The 20,001-nt window shown below is 71.1% G+C and carries 20 protein-coding genes; 14 read left to right on the plus strand and 6 right to left on the minus strand.

Features of this window, described 5'->3' with window-relative positions; translation table 11 throughout:
• Positions 1 to 42: 42 nt before the first annotated feature.
• The 4 genes from metG (at position 43) to V5F67_RS13740 (ending at position 4,048) form a co-directional block, all read left to right on the plus strand.
• Positions 43 to 1,599: a methionine--tRNA ligase gene (gene metG, locus V5F67_RS13725; protein WP_394017258.1), complete on the plus strand. Its 1,557-nt coding sequence runs from the start codon at positions 43 to 45 to the stop codon at positions 1,597 to 1,599.
• Positions 1,600 to 1,710: 111 nt separating this feature from the next.
• Positions 1,711 to 2,211 (plus strand): hypothetical protein, encoded by a 501-nt coding sequence (locus V5F67_RS13730; RefSeq protein ID WP_394017256.1) that lies wholly within the window; start codon positions 1,711 to 1,713, stop codon positions 2,209 to 2,211.
• Positions 2,212 to 2,585: 374 nt separating this feature from the next.
• The gene (locus V5F67_RS13735; RefSeq protein WP_394017254.1) at positions 2,586 to 3,140 is read left to right on the plus strand and encodes a DUF2087 domain-containing protein; all 555 of its coding nucleotides are present in this window, start codon (positions 2,586 to 2,588) and stop codon (positions 3,138 to 3,140) included.
• 8 nt (positions 3,141 to 3,148) lie between these two features.
• Positions 3,149 to 4,048, plus strand: a complete 900-nt coding sequence (locus V5F67_RS13740; RefSeq protein ID WP_394017252.1) for an alpha/beta fold hydrolase — start codon at positions 3,149 to 3,151, stop codon at positions 4,046 to 4,048.
• Positions 4,049 to 4,051: 3 nt separating this feature from the next.
• Here V5F67_RS13740 and V5F67_RS13745 read toward each other — a convergent pair whose 3' ends face one another.
• A complete protein-coding gene (locus tag V5F67_RS13745; protein WP_394017251.1) occupies positions 4,052 to 4,639 on the minus strand; it encodes a biotin transporter BioY in 588 nt (195 codons plus the stop codon).
• A 295-nt stretch (positions 4,640 to 4,934) separates the two neighbouring features.
• Here V5F67_RS13745 and V5F67_RS13750 point away from each other — a divergent pair, with 295 nt between their 5' ends.
• The 3 genes from V5F67_RS13750 to V5F67_RS13760 all read left to right on the plus strand — a co-directional run bounded on the left by V5F67_RS13750 (position 4,935) and on the right by V5F67_RS13760 (position 7,679).
• Positions 4,935 to 5,711, plus strand: a complete 777-nt coding sequence (locus V5F67_RS13750; RefSeq protein WP_394017249.1) for a TatD family hydrolase — start codon at positions 4,935 to 4,937, stop codon at positions 5,709 to 5,711.
• Between the two features lie 61 nt (positions 5,712 to 5,772).
• The gene (locus tag V5F67_RS13755) at positions 5,773 to 6,312 is read left to right on the plus strand and encodes a CoA-binding protein (RefSeq protein ID WP_394017248.1); all 540 of its coding nucleotides are present in this window, start codon (positions 5,773 to 5,775) and stop codon (positions 6,310 to 6,312) included.
• An 83-nt stretch (positions 6,313 to 6,395) separates the two neighbouring features.
• Positions 6,396 to 7,679, plus strand: coding sequence for an O-acetylhomoserine aminocarboxypropyltransferase (locus tag V5F67_RS13760; RefSeq protein WP_394017247.1), 1,284 nt, complete (start codon positions 6,396 to 6,398; stop codon positions 7,677 to 7,679).
• Positions 7,680 to 7,683: 4 nt separating this feature from the next.
• On the opposite strand, the gene V5F67_RS13765 is transcribed toward V5F67_RS13760, so the two are convergent.
• Complete coding sequence (locus V5F67_RS13765) at positions 7,684 to 8,574, minus strand: LysR family transcriptional regulator (protein ID WP_394017245.1); 891 nt, start codon at positions 8,572 to 8,574, stop codon at positions 7,684 to 7,686.
• Positions 8,575 to 8,759: 185 nt separating this feature from the next.
• Between V5F67_RS13765 and V5F67_RS13770 the strand changes: the two genes are divergently transcribed.
• Both V5F67_RS13770 and V5F67_RS13775 read left to right on the plus strand, forming a co-directional pair.
• Complete coding sequence (locus V5F67_RS13770; RefSeq protein ID WP_394017243.1) at positions 8,760 to 9,170, plus strand: CidA/LrgA family protein; 411 nt, start codon at positions 8,760 to 8,762, stop codon at positions 9,168 to 9,170.
• On the plus strand, positions 9,160 to 9,855 hold the full coding sequence (locus tag V5F67_RS13775; protein WP_394017241.1) for an LrgB family protein: 696 nt from the start codon (positions 9,160 to 9,162) through the stop codon (positions 9,853 to 9,855). Before V5F67_RS13770 ends, V5F67_RS13775 begins: the two co-directional genes overlap by 11 nt.
• A gap of 12 nt (positions 9,856 to 9,867) precedes the next feature.
• Here V5F67_RS13775 and V5F67_RS13780 read toward each other — a convergent pair whose 3' ends face one another.
• Positions 9,868 to 10,950 (minus strand): COX15/CtaA family protein, encoded by a 1,083-nt coding sequence (locus V5F67_RS13780; RefSeq protein WP_394017239.1) that lies wholly within the window; start codon positions 10,948 to 10,950, stop codon positions 9,868 to 9,870.
• 152 nt (positions 10,951 to 11,102) lie between these two features.
• On the opposite strand from V5F67_RS13780, the gene V5F67_RS13785 reads away from it, so the two are divergent.
• Complete coding sequence (locus tag V5F67_RS13785) at positions 11,103 to 11,315, plus strand: DUF2842 domain-containing protein (RefSeq protein ID WP_394017237.1); 213 nt, start codon at positions 11,103 to 11,105, stop codon at positions 11,313 to 11,315.
• Between the two features lie 6 nt (positions 11,316 to 11,321).
• Here V5F67_RS13785 and V5F67_RS13790 read toward each other — a convergent pair whose 3' ends face one another.
• Positions 11,322 to 12,791 carry a hypothetical protein gene (locus V5F67_RS13790; RefSeq protein WP_394017236.1) on the minus strand — a complete coding sequence of 490 codons (1,470 nt, stop codon included), beginning with the start codon at positions 12,789 to 12,791 and terminating at the stop codon, positions 11,322 to 11,324.
• 234 nt (positions 12,792 to 13,025) lie between these two features.
• Between V5F67_RS13790 and surE the strand changes: the two genes are divergently transcribed.
• The 3 genes from surE (at position 13,026) to mfd (ending at position 17,930) form a co-directional block, all read left to right on the plus strand.
• Positions 13,026 to 13,793: a 5'/3'-nucleotidase SurE gene (surE, locus tag V5F67_RS13795; protein WP_394017234.1), complete on the plus strand. Its 768-nt coding sequence runs from the start codon at positions 13,026 to 13,028 to the stop codon at positions 13,791 to 13,793.
• A 285-nt stretch (positions 13,794 to 14,078) separates the two neighbouring features.
• Complete coding sequence (locus V5F67_RS13800; protein WP_394017232.1) at positions 14,079 to 14,387, plus strand: FAD assembly factor SdhE; 309 nt, start codon at positions 14,079 to 14,081, stop codon at positions 14,385 to 14,387.
• 33 nt (positions 14,388 to 14,420) lie between these two features.
• On the plus strand, positions 14,421 to 17,930 hold the full coding sequence (mfd, locus tag V5F67_RS13805) for a transcription-repair coupling factor (RefSeq protein WP_394017230.1): 3,510 nt from the start codon (positions 14,421 to 14,423) through the stop codon (positions 17,928 to 17,930).
• 53 nt (positions 17,931 to 17,983) lie between these two features.
• Here the strand turns inward: mfd and V5F67_RS13810 are convergent, their stop codons facing one another.
• Positions 17,984 to 18,325, minus strand: coding sequence for a hypothetical protein (locus V5F67_RS13810; protein ID WP_394017229.1), 342 nt, complete (start codon positions 18,323 to 18,325; stop codon positions 17,984 to 17,986).
• A gap of 91 nt (positions 18,326 to 18,416) precedes the next feature.
• Entirely contained in the window at positions 18,417 to 19,199 is a 783-nt protein-coding gene (locus V5F67_RS13815; protein WP_509210574.1) for an SH3 domain-containing protein, read from the minus strand.
• A gap of 306 nt (positions 19,200 to 19,505) precedes the next feature.
• Between V5F67_RS13815 and V5F67_RS13820 the strand changes: the two genes are divergently transcribed.
• On the plus strand, positions 19,506 to 19,997 hold the full coding sequence (locus V5F67_RS13820) for a hypothetical protein (protein WP_394017224.1): 492 nt from the start codon (positions 19,506 to 19,508) through the stop codon (positions 19,995 to 19,997).
• The last annotated feature ends 4 nt before the right edge of the window (positions 19,998 to 20,001 follow it).

The following is a 20,001-nucleotide window of genomic DNA, read 5'->3' on the forward strand; positions in this document are numbered from 1 at the left end:
GCGGACCCGTCGGCCGAGAGAACACCGCCAAAGAGCCCCCTGATGTCGCAGAAGCTGCCGTTCTACATCACCACCGCCATCGCCTATCCCAACGGCGTGCCGCACATGGGCCACGCCTACGAGGCGATCGCCACCGACTGCATCGCCCGCTTCAAGCGGCTCGACGGCTATGACGTGCGCTTTCTGACCGGCACCGACGAGCACGGCATCAAGATGCTCCAGACCGCCCAGAAGGCGGGCCTGACCCCGCGCGAGCTGCTGGCGCGGAACGTGCCGCGCTTCCAGGCCATGGTGGAGGCTTTCAACCTCTCCAACGACGACTTCATCCGTACCACCGAAGAGCGCCATCATCGCTCGTCCCAGGCGATCTGGGAACGCATGGCGGCGAACGGGGACATCTACAAGTCCACCTATGCCGGCTGGTACTCGGTGCGCGACGAGGCCTACTACGCCGAGGAGGAGACCAGCCTCAGCGCCGACGGCGTGCGCCTCGGCCCCCAGGGCACGCCGGTGGAGTGGGTGGAGGAGGAGAGCTACTTCTTCCGCCTCTCGGCCTACCAGGACCGGCTGCTCGCCTATTACCGCGACAATCCCGGCTTCATCATGCCGGAGGCGCGGCGCAACGAGGTGGTGAGCTTCGTCGCCGGCGGGCTGCAGGATCTCTCCATCTCGCGCACCACCTTCGACTGGGGCATCCCGGTTCCGGGCGATCCCAAGCACATCATGTATGTGTGGGTGGACGCGCTGACCAACTACATCACCGCGCTCGGCTATCCCGACACGCAGGCCGACCTGTTCAAGCGCTACTGGCCGGCCGACGTGCACGTGATCGGCAAGGACATCATCCGCTTCCACGCGGTCTATTGGCCCGCCTTCCTGTGGTCGGCGGGGCTCACGGCGCCGAAGCGCGTGTTCGGCCACGGCTTCCTGTTCAACCGCGGCGAGAAGATGTCGAAATCGGTGGGCAACGTGATCGACCCGTTCGACCTCGCGGCTACCTACGGCGTCGACGCCATCCGCTACTTCTTCCTGCGCGAGGTGTCGTTCGGCCAGGACGGCTCCTACAGCCACGAGGCGATCGTCAACCGCATGAACGCGGACCTCGCCAACGACCTCGGCAACCTCGCCCAGCGCTCGCTCTCCATGGTGGCGAAGAACCTCGACGGCGCGGTGCCGGAGCCGGGGCCGCTCTCGGCCGAGGACGAGGCCATGCTCCAGCTCGCCGACGGCATGCTGGAGAAGGCCCGCGAGGCCATGGAGACGCAGGCCATCCACCTCTATCTCAACGCGGTGTGGCACGTGGTGGCGGAAGCGAACCGGTATTTCGCCGCCCAGGCCCCCTGGGCGCTGCGCAAGACCGATCCCGCCCGCATGGCCACCGTCCTGTGGGTGACGGCGGAGGTGGTGCGGCAGGTGGGCATCCTGGCCCAGCCGGTGATGCCGAAGAGCGCCGCGGCGCTGCTCGATCTCGTGGCGGCCCCGGAGGCCGAGCGCAGCTTCGCCGCGCTGGGGCCGGCGGGCCGGCTTCCGGCCCGCCGCATCCTGCCCGCGCCGGTGGGGGTCTTCCCTCGCTATGTGGAGCCCGAGGCCGGCGCGTGACGGTGCGTCGGGCCGCCCTGATCGGCGGCCTGGATGCACCGGGCGGAAAAATGCCTTAACCTTCTTTCAATTAGACTGTCCGGATGTGACCGAGACGGCGAGGGTACGAGTATGTGGAGCGTAAGGACCGCGGGCACGATCGTCGCGGCGCTGCTGGTGGCAGGCTGCGCCAGCGATCGTTCGCCCGCGCCCAGCGCCGGCTACGACCTGACGCCGCAGATGGCGCCGCTGGAGCCCGCGCCGGTGCCGGAAGGGCCGGCGGTGCCGCGCATCGAGGTGAAGCTCGCCGGCGCCGACGCGACGCTGGTGCGCGGGCGCCTCGCCACCGCCCGCCGGGCGCGCGACTATGCCATCACCGTCGACCAGCCGTCCCATCTCGTCGCCGAGAAGCGCCTGCCGCCGGACGAGGCGCTGAAGCGCACCAACGGCGCCTCCTCCGACGCCGCGTTCCGGCTCGACTACGTGTTCAACACCTCCGGCGGCACGGTGACGGTCTCCCTGGAGGCCTCCATCGTCACCAATCCGGGCCGTCCGGGCGAGAAGGTGCAGCCCATCACCATGCCGTCGTCCGACGCGGATGCGCTGAAGGCGGAGATTTCCGAGTCCGCGTGAGGCGCGCCTGCGTCCAATTCCGGTTGCCGGCGGGGACAAGGTCGCCTGCGGCGGCGTCTTGCGCCGGGCGCCGGCTCTCCGACGTGGCGCGGGCGCCCGGCGCAAGGCGATGACGCGCCGGGGCCCAGTGCCGGCACCTGCGCAGCCGGACCCGATCCTTGAGAGCACCCGCGGCAGGCCCGAGGCGGCCCCGCAGCCCTTGAAACGCGCGCCGGCGCCGCTATATGAGGCCTCGGTCGGCAGTTCACCGAGGCGTCGCTGTCCCTCCCGGGAAGCTAAACCTGCCATTTCCTTCGACCTGACACGCCTCGCGGTGCCATGTCGCAAGCCAGCGACCACGACAGACCCCTTCGGCACCCCTTCGAGGACTTGTCATGTCGCGACCCGTCTTTCCCTACGTCGCCGAGGACGTCTCGGCGCTCGCCCGCATGCTCGGGCGTGAGATCGGCACCGCCGGCGAGAAGCCGAGCCACGTCGAGCTCCTGAACATCCTCGCCCGCGCGGCGGGGTTCCGGAACTTCCAGCACTTCCGCGCCCAGCAGACGGCGCGCGCGCACCTCGCGGCCGCCGAGCAGCCGGTGCCCGTGCCCGCCCCGGTGGACCTCACGCGCGTCGCCCGCACCGCCCGCCATTTCGATGCGGCGGGGCGGCTCGCGCGCTGGCCGTCCAAGGCAAGCCAGCGCGATCTCGCGCTCTGGGCGCTGTGGTCGCGCCTGCCGCGCGGCGTGACGCTGGCCGAGAAGGAGGTGAACGGCCTCCTCGCCATGGAGCATGGCTTCGGCGACCCGCTGCTGCTGCGCCGGTTCCTGGTGGATGCCGGCCTGCTCTGGCGCACCCGCGACGGACGCCAGTATCGCCGGGTGGAGCAGGCTCCGCCCGGCGAGGCGCTGGCGCTGATCCGCCATCTCGGCCGCCGCGCGGCGCACTGAGGGCGGCCATGCCTGACCGCATGGCGCGGGCTGAATGTGCGGTCATCGCGACCGCGCTCGGTCCGGTGGAGGTGGCGCTGGCGGAGCAGGGCCCGCCGGTGCTGGCGCTCCATGGCGGCATGGGCGGCTTCGACCAGGGCCTGATCCTGGCCGAGGCCGTCCTCGGCGGCGCGTCGGCAGGGCGCGGCGCCTTCCGCGTGGTCGCGCCTTCGCGTCCGGGCTATCTGGGCACGCCGCTCGGCGCCCATCTGCGCCCCGAGGCGCAGGCGGACCTCCATGCCGCGCTGCTGGACCGGCTCGGCCTCGGGCCGGCCGTGGTGATCGCCGTTTCGGCCGGGGGCCCGAGCGCGCTCGCCTTCGCCCGCCGCCATCCCGGCCGGTGCGCGGGGCTGGTGCTGGTGTCCACCTGCACCGGCCGGCTCGACGTGCCGGCGCGGGTGCGCGCGCGGCTGCCCATGCTCCGGGCGATGTCGCGCGTTCCCGGCCTGCTGCCGCTGATGGCCTGGCTCACCGCCCGGCAGCCGGAGCGGGCGGCCCGCGCCTCGATCCTCGATCCGGAGGAATGCCGGCGCACGCTCGCCGATCCGGAGGCCGGGCCGCTGCTACGCGCGCTCCAGGAAAGCGTGCTGCGCAAGGCCGCCGCGCGCCTGCCAGGGACGGCGAACGACGTGGCGGTGTTCGCCGGGCTTCCCGAGCACCCGCAGGGTCCCATGGGCGTGCCGGTGCTGGCGGTCCACGGCACCGGCGACCGGGTGGTGCCGTTCGCCCATGCGGAGCGGCTGAAGGCGGCCGACCCGTCGGTGGAGCTGATGGCGGTTCCGGGCGGCGAGCACGTCTGCCTGCTCACGCACATGGCGCAGATGCGGGAACGCGTGCGCGCCTTTCTCGCCCGGCTTCCCCTGGCCTGACGGCTACCGCGCGCGGGGGGTGCCGGCGAGGCGCTCGACCACGATCACGGTCGCCAGCACGGCGATGGACTTGATGACGGCGCCGGGCACGAAGGGCAGGGTGCCCTTGTCGATGGCGAAGGTCAGCCCCTTCTGCCAGGCGAGCCAGCCGGCCCCCAGCGCCATGATGACCGCGTGGCCGAACAGGATGGCGCCGAGCAGCCTGACGATGTTCATCCGCGCCCAGTTCTCCTGGAGCCAGCCCACCAGCACCGCCGCGACGATGAAGCCGACGATGAAGCCGCCGGAGGCCCCCGTCAGCACCTCGAGCCCGGTGCGCCCGTTGGCGAACAGATGCAGGCCGCTCACGCCCAGGCCCACATAGGCCACCAGCGCCAGGAAGGCGAGGCGCGCGCCCAGCAATGCGCCGATGGTCAGCACCGCATAGCTCTGGAGCGTGATCGGCACCGGCTCCACCGGAATGGTGAGCTGCGCGCTCCAGGCGATCAGCGCCACCGCGATCACCACCACCGCGGCGGTCCAGGCCGGCGTGTGCTCGGCGAGGCGCACGAAGGCGGGGCGGAACGCGGGGGAGGGGGCTGGGCCGGTCATGAGCGGGTCCTGGAAAGATCGATCCGAGCCGGAAGACCCGCTCAGGCATCCGCCCGGCCGGACGAGGCCGGAGCGCTGCCGATCCGGTATGCACCCCGGGCGGTCCGGGTCAAGCCCGTCTTGCGGCCCGGATATCGGCTTCAGCGGATAGCCATCCCCCTGCGGGGAGGGGAGTCGGCCGGCGCGGACACCGCGCGCGGCACGCCTCGACGCGGCGCGGCGATGCGCCTATGTGAAGGCCGGATGCGCGGCTTCCGCTGCCTCCATCCCATCCATTGCGGTTTCCATTGCGACCATGCTCGTCGACAGCCACTGCCATCTGGACTACCCCGACTTTGCCGCCGAGCTGCCCGACGTGGTGGCGCGCGCCCGGGCGGCCGGCGTCTCCCACCTCGTCACCATCTCGACGCGGGTGAAGAGGTTCGACGAGATCCGCGCCATCGCCGAGCGGTTCGAGAACGTCTTCTGCTCCGTGGGCACCCATCCGCACCAGGCGGCGGAAGAGCCGGACGTGACGGCGGCCGACCTCGTGCGCCTGTCGGCCCATCCCAAGGTGGTGGCGATCGGCGAGGCGGGGCTCGACTACCATTACGACACCAGCCCCCGCGACGCGCAGGAGAACGGGTTCCGCACCCACATCGCCGCCGCGCGCGAGACCGGCCTGCCGCTGGTGATCCACGCCCGCGAGGCGGACGACGATGTCGCCGCCATCCTGGAGGCGGAGAGCGCCAAGGGCGCCTTTCCCTTCCTGCTGCACTGCTTCACCGGCGGTGCCGACCTCGCGCGCCGGGCCGTGGCGCTCGGCGGCTATGTCTCCTTCTCCGGCGTCATCACCTTCAAGAAGAGCGAGGACCTGCGCGCCATCGCAGCGAGCCTGCCGCCGGACCGGCTTCTGGTGGAGACCGACGCGCCCTTCCTCGCGCCGACACCCCATCGCGGCAAGCGTAACGAGCCGGCCTTCGTGCGCGAGACCGCCAAGGCGCTGGCGGCGGCGCGCGGCGCGAGCCTGGAGGAGATCGGCGCCGCCACCACGGCCAACTTCTTCACCCTGTTCTCCAAGGCGAAGCCATGACTCCCGCCGGGGTGCTATAGCTCGGCGACGGCCGGCGCCACGAGGGGGCGAGGAGAGAGCCATGGACCACGACCGCTACGACGACGCCTATATCCGCTCCATCCTCGAAGGCGTCTCCACCATCGCCGTGGTCGGCGCCAGTGCCAACGCGGCGCGGCCCTCCTACTTCGTCATGAAGTACCTCGCCGAGCGCGGCTACCGCGTGTTCCCGGTCAATCCCGGGCAGGCGGGCAAGGAGGTGGCGGGGCTCACCTTCTACGGCACGCTCAAGGACATTCCGGAGCCCATCGACATGGTGGACGTGTTCCGCGCGCCCGAGCACGTGCCGGCGGTGCTGGACGAGGCGCTCGCGCTCTCGCCCTTGCCCAAGGTGCTGTGGATGCAGCTCGGCGTGCGCAACGACGCGGCGGCGGCGCGGGCCGAGGCGGCGGGAATGCAGGTGGTGATGAACCGCTGCCCGAAGATCGAGTATGGCCGCCTCTCCGGCGAGATCGGCTGGACCGGGGTGAACTCCCGCACCATCTCGGCGCGCCGGCCGAAGCTGCTGGGCGGCGGCGTGCAGCGTCTCTCCATCGCCCGCGGGCCGCAAGGCACGAAATAGCATGAAAATTTCGCTATTTTATTCAAATCACAAGTGACTTAAGAAAACGACAGCCGCCGAAGGCCGAAAAGGGGAGAACACCCATGACCGAGCGCGAACCCGGATTTGCCACCCTCGCCATCCATGCGGGGGCCCAGCCCGACCCGACCACGGGCGCGCGGGCGACGCCGATCTACCAGACCACGTCCTTCGTCTTCGACGACGTGAACCATGCGGCCTCGCTGTTCGGCCTGCAGAGCTTCGGCAACATCTACACCCGCATCACCAACCCGACGAACGCGGTGCTGGAGGAGCGCGTCGCCGCGCTCGAAGGCGGCACGGCGGCGCTGGCGGTGGCGTCGGGCCATGCGGCGCAGCACCTCGTGTTCCACACCCTGCTGACGCCGGGCGACGAGTTCGTCGCCTCGCGCAAGCTCTATGGCGGCTCCATCAACCAGTTCACCCACTCGTTCAAGAGCTATGGCTGGAACGTCGCCTGGGCGGACCCGGACGACGTCTCGTCCTTCGAGCGGGCGATCACGCCGAAGACCAAGGCCATCTTCATCGAGAGCATCGCCAATCCCGGCGGCGTGGTGACGGACGTGGCCGCCATCGCCGCCATCGCCAAGAAGGCGGGCGTGCCGCTGATCGTCGACAACACGCTGGCGACGCCCTACCTGTGGCAGCCGATCAAGGACGGCGCCGACATCGTCGTCCACTCGGCCACCAAGTTCCTGGGCGGCCACGGCAATTCCATCGGCGGCGTGATCGTGGACGCCGGCACCTTCGACTGGATGGCCACCGATCGCTATCCCTTCCTGTCGAAGCCGCGCCCGGAATATGCCGGCATGGTGCTGGCCGAGACCTTCGGCAACTTCGCCTTCGCCATCGCCTGCCGGGTGCTGGGCCTGCGCGACCTCGGGCCGGCGCTCTCGCCCTTCAACGCCTTCCTGATCCTCACCGGCATCGAGACCCTGGCGCTGCGCATGGCGAAGCACTCGGAGAACGCGCAGAAGGTGGCGGAATATCTCGCCGCCCATCCCAAGGTCGCCTGGGTGAGCTATCCCGGCCTTTCCGGCGACCGCTACCATGCGCTGGCCACGAAGTACCTGCCCAAGGGCGCCGGCGCGGTCTTCACCTTCGGGCTCAAGGGCGGCTACGAGGCGGGCGTGGGGCTGGTCTCAAACGTCGAGCTGTTCTCGCACCTCGCCAATATCGGCGACACGCGCTCGCTCATCATCCACCCGGCCTCGACCACCCACCGCCAGCTCTCCGACGAGGCGAAGGTGACGGCGGGTGCCGGGCCGGACGTGGTGCGCCTGTCCATCGGCATCGAGGACGCGGCCGACATCATCGCCGATCTCGACCAGGCGCTGGCGAAGGTCTGATCCTTCACGCGCCATCCGGTCCGTAGACCTCGCGGGCGAGGTCGAGCCAGGCCCTGGCGGCGTGGGAGAGATAGCCTCCCTGCCGCCAGACCAGGGCCATGTGCCATTGCGTTCCCGGCTCATCCAGGCGGGTGAGGGCGACCGCAGGCGTTGCCCGCTGCATGGCGATGGTGCGGGGCAGGAAGGCGACGCCGAGGCCGGCGCCCACCAATTCCACGATGAAGTCGATCTGCCCGCTGCGAGCCGCCACCTGGGGCGAGAAGCCGTGGCCCGCGCACGCCTCCTCCAGCACCTTGTTGAGGGCGAAGCCGCTCTCGAACAGGATGAAGGGCGACGCCTTGAGCGCCGCGATGCCGGTGCGCTCGGCGCCCGCGAGCGGGTGCGCCTTCGGCAGCACCGCCATCAGCGGCTCCAGCCGCACCGGCTGGGCGGAGAACCCCTCCTTGGCCGGCAGCAGCGAGCCGACCAGCTCCAGCTCGCCGTCCAGCAGCATCTCCTCCAGCCGTGCCGAGCCGTGCTCGGTGAGGCGGATATCCACACCCGGATAGCGGGCGCGGTAGACCGCGAACAGCGGCGCGAACAGGGTGCTGGCGCCGAGCGGGGGCAGGCCCAGCCGGAGGCTGCCGCGCCGCATGCCGCGCAGTTCGTCGAGCTCGGCGACCAGCGCCTCGCGCTCCGCCAGTAGCGCCAGCGCGCGGCGGTAGGCGATCTCGCCGGCGGCTGTGAGCTGGCTGCGATGGCCGATGCGGTCGAGCAGGGGCACGCCCAGCTCGTCCTCCAGCTGCTTCACCGCCTTCGAGACGGTGGGCTGGGTGGCGTTCAGCGTCTTGGCGGCGGCGGAGAACCCGCCTTGCCGCACCACCTCGACGAAGGCCCGGAGCGTGCGCAGTTCCATCTCTATTCCGATATGGAATGATCATAATTCAGTCAATTCATTTTCATCATGCTGCAGCGCGCGCTATCAAGAGGCGACGGCACTGGAGGTGCCTCGCCATGCGTTTCGCCCGACGGTCTCCTTGCTCTGCCGAAACCGCGCCGAATCACCGATCGGCGGCATCGCCGCGTCCGAGGCCCACCGGAATGCTGCGCTCCATGCTGCGCAACATGAGGTACATGCTGCACCGCAGCATGATCCTTCAGATCGGCGTGCTGGCGGCCTTCTGGGGCCTGGGCGAGGGGCTGGTCCGGGTGACCGGCCTGCCGCTTCCGGGCGGCATCGTCGGCATGGTGCTGGTGCTCGCCCTTCTCGTCTCCGGCCGGGTGCGGCCGGTCGCGGTGCGGCGCGGCGCCGGCTGGCTGCTGGCGGAGATGCTGCTGTTCTTCGTGCCGGCCGTGATGGCGATCCTCGACCACCGGGAGCTGATGGGCCTCGTCGGCCTCAAGGTGGCGGCGGTGATCCTCGCCGGCACGGTGATGGTCATGGGCGGCACCGCGCTCGCGGTCGATCTCGCCTGGCGCTGGCGCGTGCGGGGAGGGCGCGGTGCTGCATGATCCGCTGCTCGCCGCCGTGTTCTGGTCGGCGGTCACCATCGGCGCCTACGCGCTGGCGCGCCTGATTCACCGGCGCTGCCGGGCGTGGTGGACCTCGCCGCTGCTCGTGACGCCGCTGCTGGTGGGCGTCGCCGCGCTGAGCCTCCACACCGGCTATGCCGACTATATCCGCGGCACCCACTGGCTGGTGCTGATGATGGGGCCGGCGACGGTCGCCTTCGCCATCCCCATCTACGAGCAGCGCGCGCTGATCCGCCGCCACTGGCCGGTGCTGGCGGTGGGGGTGATGGTGGGCTCGGCGCTGTCCATGTCCACCGCCTTCCTGCTGGCGGACCTGATGGGGCTGTCGCACCAGCTCCAGCTCAGCCTGATGCCGCGCTCCACCTCGACGCCGTTCGCGCTCACCATCGCCCAGGACCTCGGCGGCGTGCCGGACCTCGCGGCGGTGTTCGTGATCGCCACCGGCATCTGCGGCGCCGCGCTGGGCGAGGTGGTGATGAAGGCGATGCGGCTGCGCTCCTCGCTGGCGCGCGGGGCCCTGCTCGGCATGGGCGCCCATGGGGCAGGCGTCGCCAAGGCGCACCAGATCGGCGGCGAGGAAGGCTCGGTCGCCGGCCTCGTCATGGTGCTGGCGGGCCTCTTCAACGTGCTGATGGCGCCCGCGGTCGCCGTGCTCCTGCGCTGAGCGCCCCGCCGGTCAGCTTCGGGCGAAGACCGGCGCGGGAGCGGGCGCGACCGCCCCGGCGAGGCCATAGACGTTGAAGGTCGCGAGGATCAGCACCGCCGCCGCGCCGAACTGGTGCGCCAGCGCGAGGTCGATGGGCACCTGGTGGACGAGCGTCGCGATGCCGAGCGCGGCCTGGGCGGTCACGGCGGCGAACAGCAGCCACGCCCGCCCCGCGGCCGGCGCCGGCAGCGAGCGGGCGGCGAGCGCGTTCACCAGGGTCAGCGCCCAGATTCCGTAGGCGATCATGCGGTGGTTGAACTGCACCGTGAGCGCGTTCTCGAACAGGTTGCGCCAGAAGGGATGGGCCGCCGCCAGCTGCTCCAGCGGCGGCACCAGGTGGCCGTCCATGAGCGGCCAGGTGTTGTAGGCCATGCCGGCATCGAGGCCCGCCACCAGCCCGCCGGCGAAGATCTGCACCAGCACCAGCGCCAGCAGCGCCCAGGCGAGCCCGCGCAGGCCGGCGCCCGCCGCCACCCGGGCGGCGCCGGAGACGGAGCGCGCCACGGCGACGACGGCGGCGAGGATGACGCAGGCGAGCGTCAGGTGCACCGCGAGGCGGTACTGGCTGACGGAGGTGCGCTCGGTGAGGCCCGAGGCCACCATCCACCAGCCGACCGCGCCCTGGAGCCCGCCGAGCAGGAACAGGCCGAGGGTCTGCGCCAGGAGCCGGCCGCGCAGCAGGCCGCGCCAGGCGAACCACAGGAACGGCAGCAGGAAGGCGAAGCCGATCAGCCGGCCGAGCAGGCGGTGGCCCCATTCCCACCAGTAGATGCGCTTGAACGCCTCAAGGCCCATGCCCTTGTTGAGGATCTCGTATTGGGGAATGGTCTTGTAGCGGTCGAACTCGGCCTGCCAGTCCGCCTGCGACATGGGGGGCAGGGCGCCGGTGACGGGCTTCCACTCGGTGATGGAGAGGCCGGATTCGGTGAGCCGGGTCGCGCCGCCCACCACGATCATGGCGACGATCAGCGCGGCGACCGCATAGAGCCAGATGCGGACCGGGGCGAGCGCGCGCGGCGCGCCGATGCCCGAACTCGAAACCGCCTGCGACATTCTCGGCTTCTCCCGGCCCTGGTCCTTAAGCCCTCCCGCAGGTTCCGTTATAGAGGGGGCGCGCGCGGCGCAAGGGATGCGGTGTCGCTGCCGGGACGGCATGCCTCCCGGGAAGCGCCCGAGCGGCCCGCCGCGGAGAATGAGAGGTCCTGATGCCCCAGCGTCTGCGCAAGTTGATCGGCGCCGTCCTCATGCTGGTCCTGGTCGTGGTCTGGTCGCTGGGCGCCATGGCGCTGGCGCAGGGGCGGGTGACCGAGCTGCACTGGGCGCTGCAGACCGTCTGCTACGTGCTGCTGGGCACGCTCTGGGTGATTCCGGCCGGGGCCCTCATCTGGTGGATGGAGCGGCCCGACCGCCGCGCCTGAGGCGGCTCAGGCGGCGCCCGCGAGGGGCAGCTGGAGCTGGCCGGCCCTGCGGGCCTTGCGCTCGTGCTGAGGCGCGTCCTTCGCCTGGACCGGCGGTGGGAGCGGGTCCAGCGCGTCGAGGCTGGGCGGCGCCAGCGCATCCGGATCGCCCGCCACCTCCGGCGGATCGAAGGCATTGGCCGACAGGCACAGCATGACGACGCGCTTGAAGCTGTGCGCGGCCATGGCGTCGAAGGCCTCCACGGCGGCGGTGGCGGGCAGCTCCTCGCCATGCAGGCACACCAGCAGCGGATCGAGCTGCGACAGGCGCTCCGCGCCCCGGCTCCCGGCAAGGCTCGGCGCCGCCACCACCACATGGTCGTAGGTCTGGCGCAGGGCGCCGAGCACCAGGACGAGGCGCTCCGCGCCCACCATGCCCGGACCGCCGCGGGCGTCGCGGCCCGGCGGGATCACGTGGGCGCGCGAATGGGCGTCGCGGTGGATGGTCTCGCCGAAGCCGGCGACGCCGAACAGAAGCTCGCTCACGCCCGGCGCGCGCGGATCGGAGACCAGCGCGCCGAGCTCCTCGGCGCTGCCGTCGAGGGCGATCAGGGCCACCCGCGCCTCCTCCGCCAGCCGGCGCGCCAGCTCGACGGCGCAGCGCGCCGAGGCCTCGGGCCAGTCGTCGGAGGCCAGGAGCGTGACCTGCCCGCCGCCGGCGGCGGGCAGGGCATCCATCAGGCGCTCGATCGCCGCGCCGGCGTCGAGGCCGCGATCGTCGCCCGCATCGAGCCACTGCACGCGCACCGTGCCGTCGAGCTCGCGCGGCAGGTCGTCCGCCTCCACCTGTCCCACCGGGCCGGGACGGCGCGTCATGCGGTGCGACAGGAGCAGGGCGGCGAGACCGCCGAGAAGCAGCGCCAAGGCCAGCGGCCGCGGCGGATCGGGCAGCATGGGCAGAGCGGCCGACGGTCCGCGCCGCATCACCGGCAGCGCGAAGCCCTGCGCCTCGGCCTCCGCCTGGGCGCGGGCCGAAGCCTGAAGATCGAGCAGCGCCGACACATAGGCATTGGCGATGCGGGCGGCGAGCACGGCGCTCGGCGCCGAGACGGAAATCTCCAGCGCCCGGCCGCCGCGCTCGGGCCGCACCTCGACGCTCTCCATGAGGCGCCACGCCGCACGGGCGGCGGAGGAACGGAAATCGGGGGTCGCGGCGGCGATCGTGCCGCCGGCGGAAAGCCGCGCCACGTCGGCGGCATCGAGCTTCTGCAGCGCGTCGTGCGCCATTTCGCGCGAGGCGATCAGCTGGGCCATGCCGCGGGTGACGGCGGACGGCGGCTCGGCGCCGACCTCGAATTCCACCGTGCTGGCAGCGGTGAAGCGCAGCGGGAACAGGGCAAGCACCGCCGCGACCGCCAGCCCGGCCCAGGCCATCGCCCGGGCGGAAGGACGAACCCGTCGCGCTTCGCTGAGCGCGTATGCGATCTCGTGCGTCATCGGCCGACGGCCTCGATTCGCGGCGCCATGCCACGTCCGTGCAGCAGACCCCAACATGGTTGAGGCTTGGTAAACGCCGGAGGCAAGCCCGCCTCAAAGCGATGATCGGACCGCGCTTTCCCCAGCGGAAAAGCGCGCCGGGCCATTGCGACTTGGCGCCCATGCTCCCAGGGCCTATTCATGCGCCGCCCGCCGCGCGGGTCCTGTCCACCGCACGAGAGCCGAGACCCGCCCATGCGCATCCTTGTCACCAACGACGACGGCATTCACGCACCGGGTCTCGATGCCTGCGCCCGCATCGCCGCCGCGCTCTCGGACGACGTCTGGGTGGTGGCGCCCGAATTCGACCAGTCCGGCGTCGCCCATTCGCTCTCGCTCTCCGACCCGCTGCGCCTGCGGCAGGTGGAGGAGCGGCGCTTCGCGGTGAAGGGCACGCCGACCGACTGCGTCATCATGGCGGTGCGCCACCTGATGTTCGACACTCCGCCCGACCTGGTGCTGTCGGGCGTGAACCGGGGCCAGAACATCGCCGAGGACGTGAGCTATTCCGGCACCGTGGCGGGGGCCATCGAGGGCACCATCCTCGGCATTCCCTCGATCGCCCTGTCCCAGTCCTTCGGCGGCAGGACCCGTGAGAATCCGAACTTCATCACCGCCGAGACCCATGCGCCGGACCTGATCCGACGCCTGCTCGCGGAGGGCATTCCGCCCGGCATCGTCATGAACGTGAACTTCCCGGACCGGACGCCGGACGAGATCACCGGCATCGCCGCCACCTTCCAGGGCAAGCGCGACCAGAAGCTGATGCGCATCGAGGCGCGCCGCGACGGGCGCAACAATCCCTATTACTGGATCGCCTTCGAGCGCCGCATCTTCGACACCGCGCCGGGCTCGGACCTGCGCGCCCTCGACGAGGGCCGCATCTCGGTGACGCCGCTGCGCCTCGACATGACCGACGAGCCGCTCATGACCCGCCTCGCGCTGCTGTTCGCGGAGAAGTAGGGGGAGGGCCTATTGGCTGCCCCTCGCCCTCGACGGGAAGCCCCTCCCCCTTGTGGGGAGGGGCAGGGGGGTGCTCGGACTTCTCCGGAATGCCCGGCGAGCCAGCCGCTGGGCTTGCGCGACCCCCACCCCCTCACCCCTCCCCGCAAGGGGGGAGGGGAGCCGGCCCGGTGCCATCCACGTCCCCACATCTGGCCAAACCCCCGGTCTTGCCCGTATAAGCACCGCGTCGGACGCGCTCCCCGGGGCGCGGCCGATGTTCGTGTTTGAGCCGAAAGGTGGCCCATGTCCGGCACTTCGAGCGGCCTGGAGAGATCGAGCAGCGGGCTCGACGAACGCCGGCGCCGCATCCTGTTCCGCGCCCGTCATCGCGGCATGCGGGAGATGGACTTCATCATGGGCCGCTTCGTCGATGCCGAGGTGGCGGGCCTTGCCGAGCCGGAGCTCGACGAGCTGGAGATCCTGCTCGACGCCCAGGACCAGGAGGTCTTCTCCTGGATCTGCGGCACCATTGCCGTGCCCGCCGAGCGGGACACGCCCTTCTTTCGCCGGCTGAAGGACTTCCACCTCTCCGGCCGCGGCCGTGCCGGCTGACAGGCTGCCCGAAATCCCGATCCGGAGTTCACCGTGAAGCGTCCCCGCCTCGTCGCCGAGGCCCTTCAGAAGGGCCGGCCGCTCATCCTCTCGCGCGTCGCCGACGGCATGGAGGGCATGGCGGTGGCCGATCTCGCCCGGTCGGTGGCGGCGGCAAAGGACGCGCCCTGGCCCAGCCTGCTGGTCATCTGCCGCGACGGCCAGCGGCTCGCGGCGCTGGAGCGGGGCCTCGCCTTCTTCGCGCCGGAGCTCCAGGTGTTCGCCTTCCCCTCGTGGGACTGCCTGCCCTATGACCGCGCCTCGCCCAACGGCGCCATCGTCGCCCGCCGCATGGCGACGCTCGCCCGCCTCGCGCGGGTGAAGGGCGGCCCGGCGAGCGTCGTCCTCACCACCGTCAACGCCACGGTGCAGCGCGTGCCGGCCAGGGGCCTGGTCGCGGCGCAGTCGCTGTCGGCGGCGCCGGGCAACGCCATCGCCCTCGACGGGGTGACCCAGTGGGCGGAGCAGAACGGCTTCCTGCGCACCCCCACGGTGCGCGACACCGGCGAATATGCGGTGCGCGGCGGCCTCATCGACCTGTTCCCGCCCGGCCTCGACGCGCCGATCCGGCTTGATTTCTTCGGCGACACGCTGGAGAGCATCCGCGCCTTCGACCCCGAGACCCAGCGCACCACCGGGCAATTGAAGTCGCTCGACCTCGTGCCCATGGCCGAGTTCCAGCTCACCACCGACACCATGCGCCGCTTCCGCCAGGCCTATGTGAGCGCCTTCGGCGCCGCCCAGCGCGGCGACACGCTCTATGAGGCGGTGAGCGAGGGCCGGCGCCACGCCGGCATGGAGCACTGGCTGCCGCTGTTCCACGAGCGCATGGACACGCTGTTCGATTATGTGGAGGCGACGCCTTTGGTGCTCGATCCGCTCGCCGACGAGGCGGCGGGCGAGCGCATCGCCCAGATCGCCGACTATTTTGCCGCGCGCAAGGACGCGCTCGACCACCCGGCAGGCGGGCCGGTCTACAATCCGCTGCCGCCCGACCGGCTCTACCTCACCGGGCCGGAATGGACGAAGCGCATCGCCGACGGGCGCATCGCCCGACTCACCCCGTTCGCCGCGCCCTTGGGGGCAGGGGGCAACGTCATCGATCTCGGCGGCACCCAAGGCCGCTCCTTCGCCGCCGAGCGGGCGGACCCGGAGGGCAATGTCTTCGACGCCGCCGTCGCTTATGTGCGCGAGCTTCAGAAGACCAGGAAGGTGATCCTTGCCGGCTGGTCGGAAGGCTCGCGCGAGCGCCTCGGCACGGTGCTGGCGGACCACGGCCTCACCGGCTCCGCCTCGATCTCCCGCTTCGACAGCCTCGCGGCGCTGCCCAAGACCCAGGCCGCGCTCGCGGTCTACGGCGTCGAGGCCGGCTTCGAGACGCCGGACTTCGCGCTGATCGGCGAGCAGGACATCCTCGGCGACCGCCTGGTGCGCCCCAAGCGCAAGGCGCGCCGGCCGCAGGACGTGATCTCGGAGCTGACCGCGCTCACCGCCGACGACCTCGTGGTCCACGTGGACCACGGCATCGGCCGCTTCGTGGGTCTCAAGGCCATCGAGGCCATGGGCGCGCCGCACGACTGCCTGGAGATCCACTATGCCGGCGGCGACAAGCTGTTCCTGCCGGTGGAGAATCTGGAGCTTCTGAGCCGCTACGGCTCCGAGGACACCGAGGCCCAGCTCGACAAGTTGGGCGGCGGCGGCTGGCAGGCGCGCAAGGCGCGCATGAAGAAGCGCATCCGCGAGATGGCCGCCGAGCTGATCAAGATCGCCGCCCAGCGCCAGCTCGGCGAGGCGCCGCGCCTCGTGCCGGCGGCCGGGCTCTATGACGAGTTCCGCGCCCGCTTCCCCTATGAGGAGACCGACGACCAGGAGGCCGCCATCGACGCGGTCCTGGACGACCTCGGCTCGGGACGTCCCATGGACCGCCTGGTCTGCGGCGACGTGGGCTTCGGCAAGACGGAAGTGGCGCTGCGCGCGGCCTTCGCGGTGGCGCTCTCCGGCAAGCAGGTGGCGGTGGTGGTGCCGACCACGCTGCTCGCCCGCCAGCACTTCAAGACCTTCTCCGAACGCTTCAAGGGCCTGCCGGTGAACATCGCCCAGGCCTCGCGCATGGTGACGGGCAAGGAACTGACCGCGGTCAAGAAGGGCATCTCTGACGGCGCCATCGACATCGTCGTCGGCACCCATGCGCTGCTCGGAAAATCCATCCATTTCAAGGATCTCGGCCTCGTCATCGTCGACGAGGAGCAGCATTTCGGCGTCGCCCACAAGGAGCGCCTGAAGCAGCTCAGGGCCGAGGTGCACGTGCTGACGCTGACCGCGACGCCGATCCCGCGCACGCTCCAGCTCGCCATGACCGGGGTGCGGGAGCTCTCCATCATCGCCACCCCCCCGGTGGACCGCCTCGCGGTGCGCACCTTCGTGACGCCGTTCGACCCGCTGATCGTGCGCGAGGCCCTGCTGCGCGAGCGCTATCGCGGCGGGCAGAGCTTCTACGTGGTGCCGCGCATCGAGGACCTCGCCGAGGTGCGGACGTTCCTGGAGGCCTCGGTGCCGGAGGTGAAGGTGGCGGTGGCGCACGGCCAGCTCGCCGCCGGCGCGCTCGAGGACATCATGACCGCCTTCTATGACGGCCAGTACGATGTCCTGCTTTCAACCACCATCGTGGAATCGGGCCTCGACGTGCCCAACGCCAACACGCTGATCGTCCACCGGGCCGACATGTTCGGCCTCGCCCAACTCTACCAGCTCAGGGGCCGGGTGGGCCGGGCGAAGCAGCGCGCCTATGCCATCTTCACCGTGCCGGCGGCCAAGCCCGTCACCGCGCAGGCGGAGCGGCGGCTCAAGGTGCTGCAGTCGCTGGAGACGTTGGGCGCCGGCTTCCAGCTGGCGAGCCACGATTTGGACATCCGCGGCGCCGGCAACCTGCTCGGCGACGAGCAGTCGGGCCACATCAAGGAGGTGGGCTACGAACTGTACCAGGATATGCTCCAGGAGGCGATCGCCCACATCAAGGCCGGCATCACCGACTATGTGGACGACAAGTGGTCGCCCAACATCACCATCGGGACTCCGGTGCTGATCCCGGAGGACTACGTGGCGGACTTGCATGTCCGTCTGGCCTTGTACCGGCGTCTCGCGGATCTCCAGGAGGACCAGGAGATCGACGGCTTCGCCGCCGAGCTCACCGACCGTTTCGGCCCGGCGCCGGAGGAGGTGGGGCACCTGGTCGAGCTCGCCAAGATCAAGGCATTGGCCCGAAAGGCGAATGTGGAAAAGGTGGATGCCGGCCCGAAGGGCGTGGTCCTGGGCTTCCGCGACAACGAGTTCGCCGACCCGTCCAGCCTGGTGAAGCTGATCGGCCAGGAGGGTCCGCAGGCCAAGGTGCGGCCCGACTTCAAGGTGGTGTTCCTGCGCGACTGGCCGAAGCCCGAGGCGCGGGTGAAGGGCACGCTGGCGATCCTGAAGAAGCTGGCCGCGCTGGCGCAGAAGAAGGGGCTGTAAGGCCCGGAGGCCGGCGCTCCAGCCCCGGTGGGGACGGGAGCGCCGCGCCTCGACTACTTGACGCCAAGGACGCCGGTGACCGTTCCACCCACGGCGCCGATCGTGCCGCCTACGGCCGCGCCCACCGGGCCGGCCGCCTTGTCGCCGGCCTTGGCGCCCTTCTCAGCGCCGCTCACCGCGCCCTGGGCACCGCCCTTGACGCCGCCGGCGACTCCGCCGCCGACACCGCCCACGGTCGCGCCGACACCCGCGCCCACCGGGCCGGCCGCCTCGTTGCCGACCGCCGCCCCCTTCTTGGCCCCGGATTCCGCGCCCTGGACAACGCCCTGCGCGGACGCCGCGACGGGCGCAAGCGCGATGGCGGCGACGGCGATGACCTTGATGATGGACTTCATGGCTGATCCCTCCAAAAAGCACGCCCGTGCGTGTCATAGCCAAGATAATGCTCGGCGCGGGAATTTCGATCCCCGGCCGTGCAACGAATGATCAGGAATTCTGGTCCACGGCGCGACGATAGACGAAGCCGCGCTTGCCGGCGCTGATCACCTCGCACCAGGACTTGCACCCGATCAGGGTGACCCGGCTGTTCCGGTCGATCTGGCCGATGGCGGAGGCGCCACGGCGCGGGCCGGAGCGCATGGTGACGTCGAAGAGGATGCGGGCGGTGCGAGCGTCGGGCGCGGCGGACGGCCGCTGGGGCGGCAGCGGGGCAGGGGAAGGGGAAGGGGAAGGGGAAGGGGAAGGGGAAGGGGAAGGCGCGGGGACTTGCAGCGCGGCGACCTCCAGCGGCTGCGGCGGCGGCGTCGGTGCGTCCTGCAACTCGCCGGTCTCGGCCGGTGCGGGGGCGGGCTCCGCGGTGGCGGGCCGGGGCTCCAGGAAGGCCGGTCGCGCGAAATCTTCCGCCGTCGGCCCGGCGTCCGGCTTCGGACGGTCCGGCGCCGGCAGCGCGCCGAGAATGGAGGCCACCTTGACCGCGAGGCGCCGATGATCCTCCGGGCCAGGCGCGGCGGAGGGCGCGCTGGACAGCTGAAAGGCCAGAAAGCCGCCGCCGCCGAGAATGAGCGCGCAGGCCGAAATCGCGAGAAGGCGCCAGAGGGCGGGCAAAGTGACGCCCTCGGCGCGCGGCAGTCGGGCGCGCGCGCCGGCCACGCGTGGCCGCGCCGGGGCATTCGTATGCGCGGAACCGGGCATCGAGCGATGCGCGATACGCCGCTGCACGCGCTGGAGGCCTGACATGTATCCCCCTCCTCGCCTTTTGCGCAGGCCCAAGCTCACGCAGAAGGCGGTTGATATTCGGTGAAGCCGCCCGACCTCACGTCATCCCTTTCCTCAAGTTGGCATCCGGTCCATCGACAAGCACAAGGGCCGAATACGTTCGGATACTGAAAAGCAATTGCGGCCGATATTGGCCCGATACAGGACGATAGGGCAGCCATTACGGAGCCCCATGGACCGTCCTTTTGGGAAGCAGCGGCCTCGCGGGGAAGCGTGCATCCCGTCCTCCGCCGCGCGAACAGCGGGTGCAAAGATCGCGGCCTTGCGTCATCATGGAAGTCTTCCATGGAGGGGGCTTCCATGTTCGATCCCTTGACGCTCACCGGCATCCATACCTGGCTCAGCCTCATCGCCATCGCGGCGGGGATCGTGGTGCTCCTCGGCCTGATCCGCGGCGAGGCGCTCCCCTCCGGCACCGGGGTGTTCCTCGCGGCGGCGGTGCTGACCAGCGTGACCGGCTTCTTCTTTCCGTTCTCCGAGCTGAAGCCGTCCCACGTGGTCGGCGGCATCGCGCTCCTCATCCTCGCCGTCGCGCTCTACGGGCTTTATGGCCGCGGCCTCGACGGGCGCTGGCGCGCCATCTATGTGGGCAGCGCGGTGGCGAGCCTCTATCTGCTGGTGTTCGTGGGCGTGGCGCAGGCCTTCGCCAAGATCGCGGCGCTCCAGGCCCTGGCGCCGACCCAGTCCGAGCCGCCCTTCGCCATCGCCCAGGGGATCGTCCTGGTGGTGTTCGTCGTGCTCGGCTGGCGCGCCGTGACCCGGGGCGGGGGCGGCGGCCCGCTCGCGGCCTGAGCCG

Origin of the sequence: Xanthobacter pseudotagetidis (assembly GCF_043194795.2) — a bacterium.
Taxonomy (GTDB): Bacteria; Pseudomonadota; Alphaproteobacteria; order Rhizobiales; family Xanthobacteraceae; genus Xanthobacter; species Xanthobacter tagetidis_A.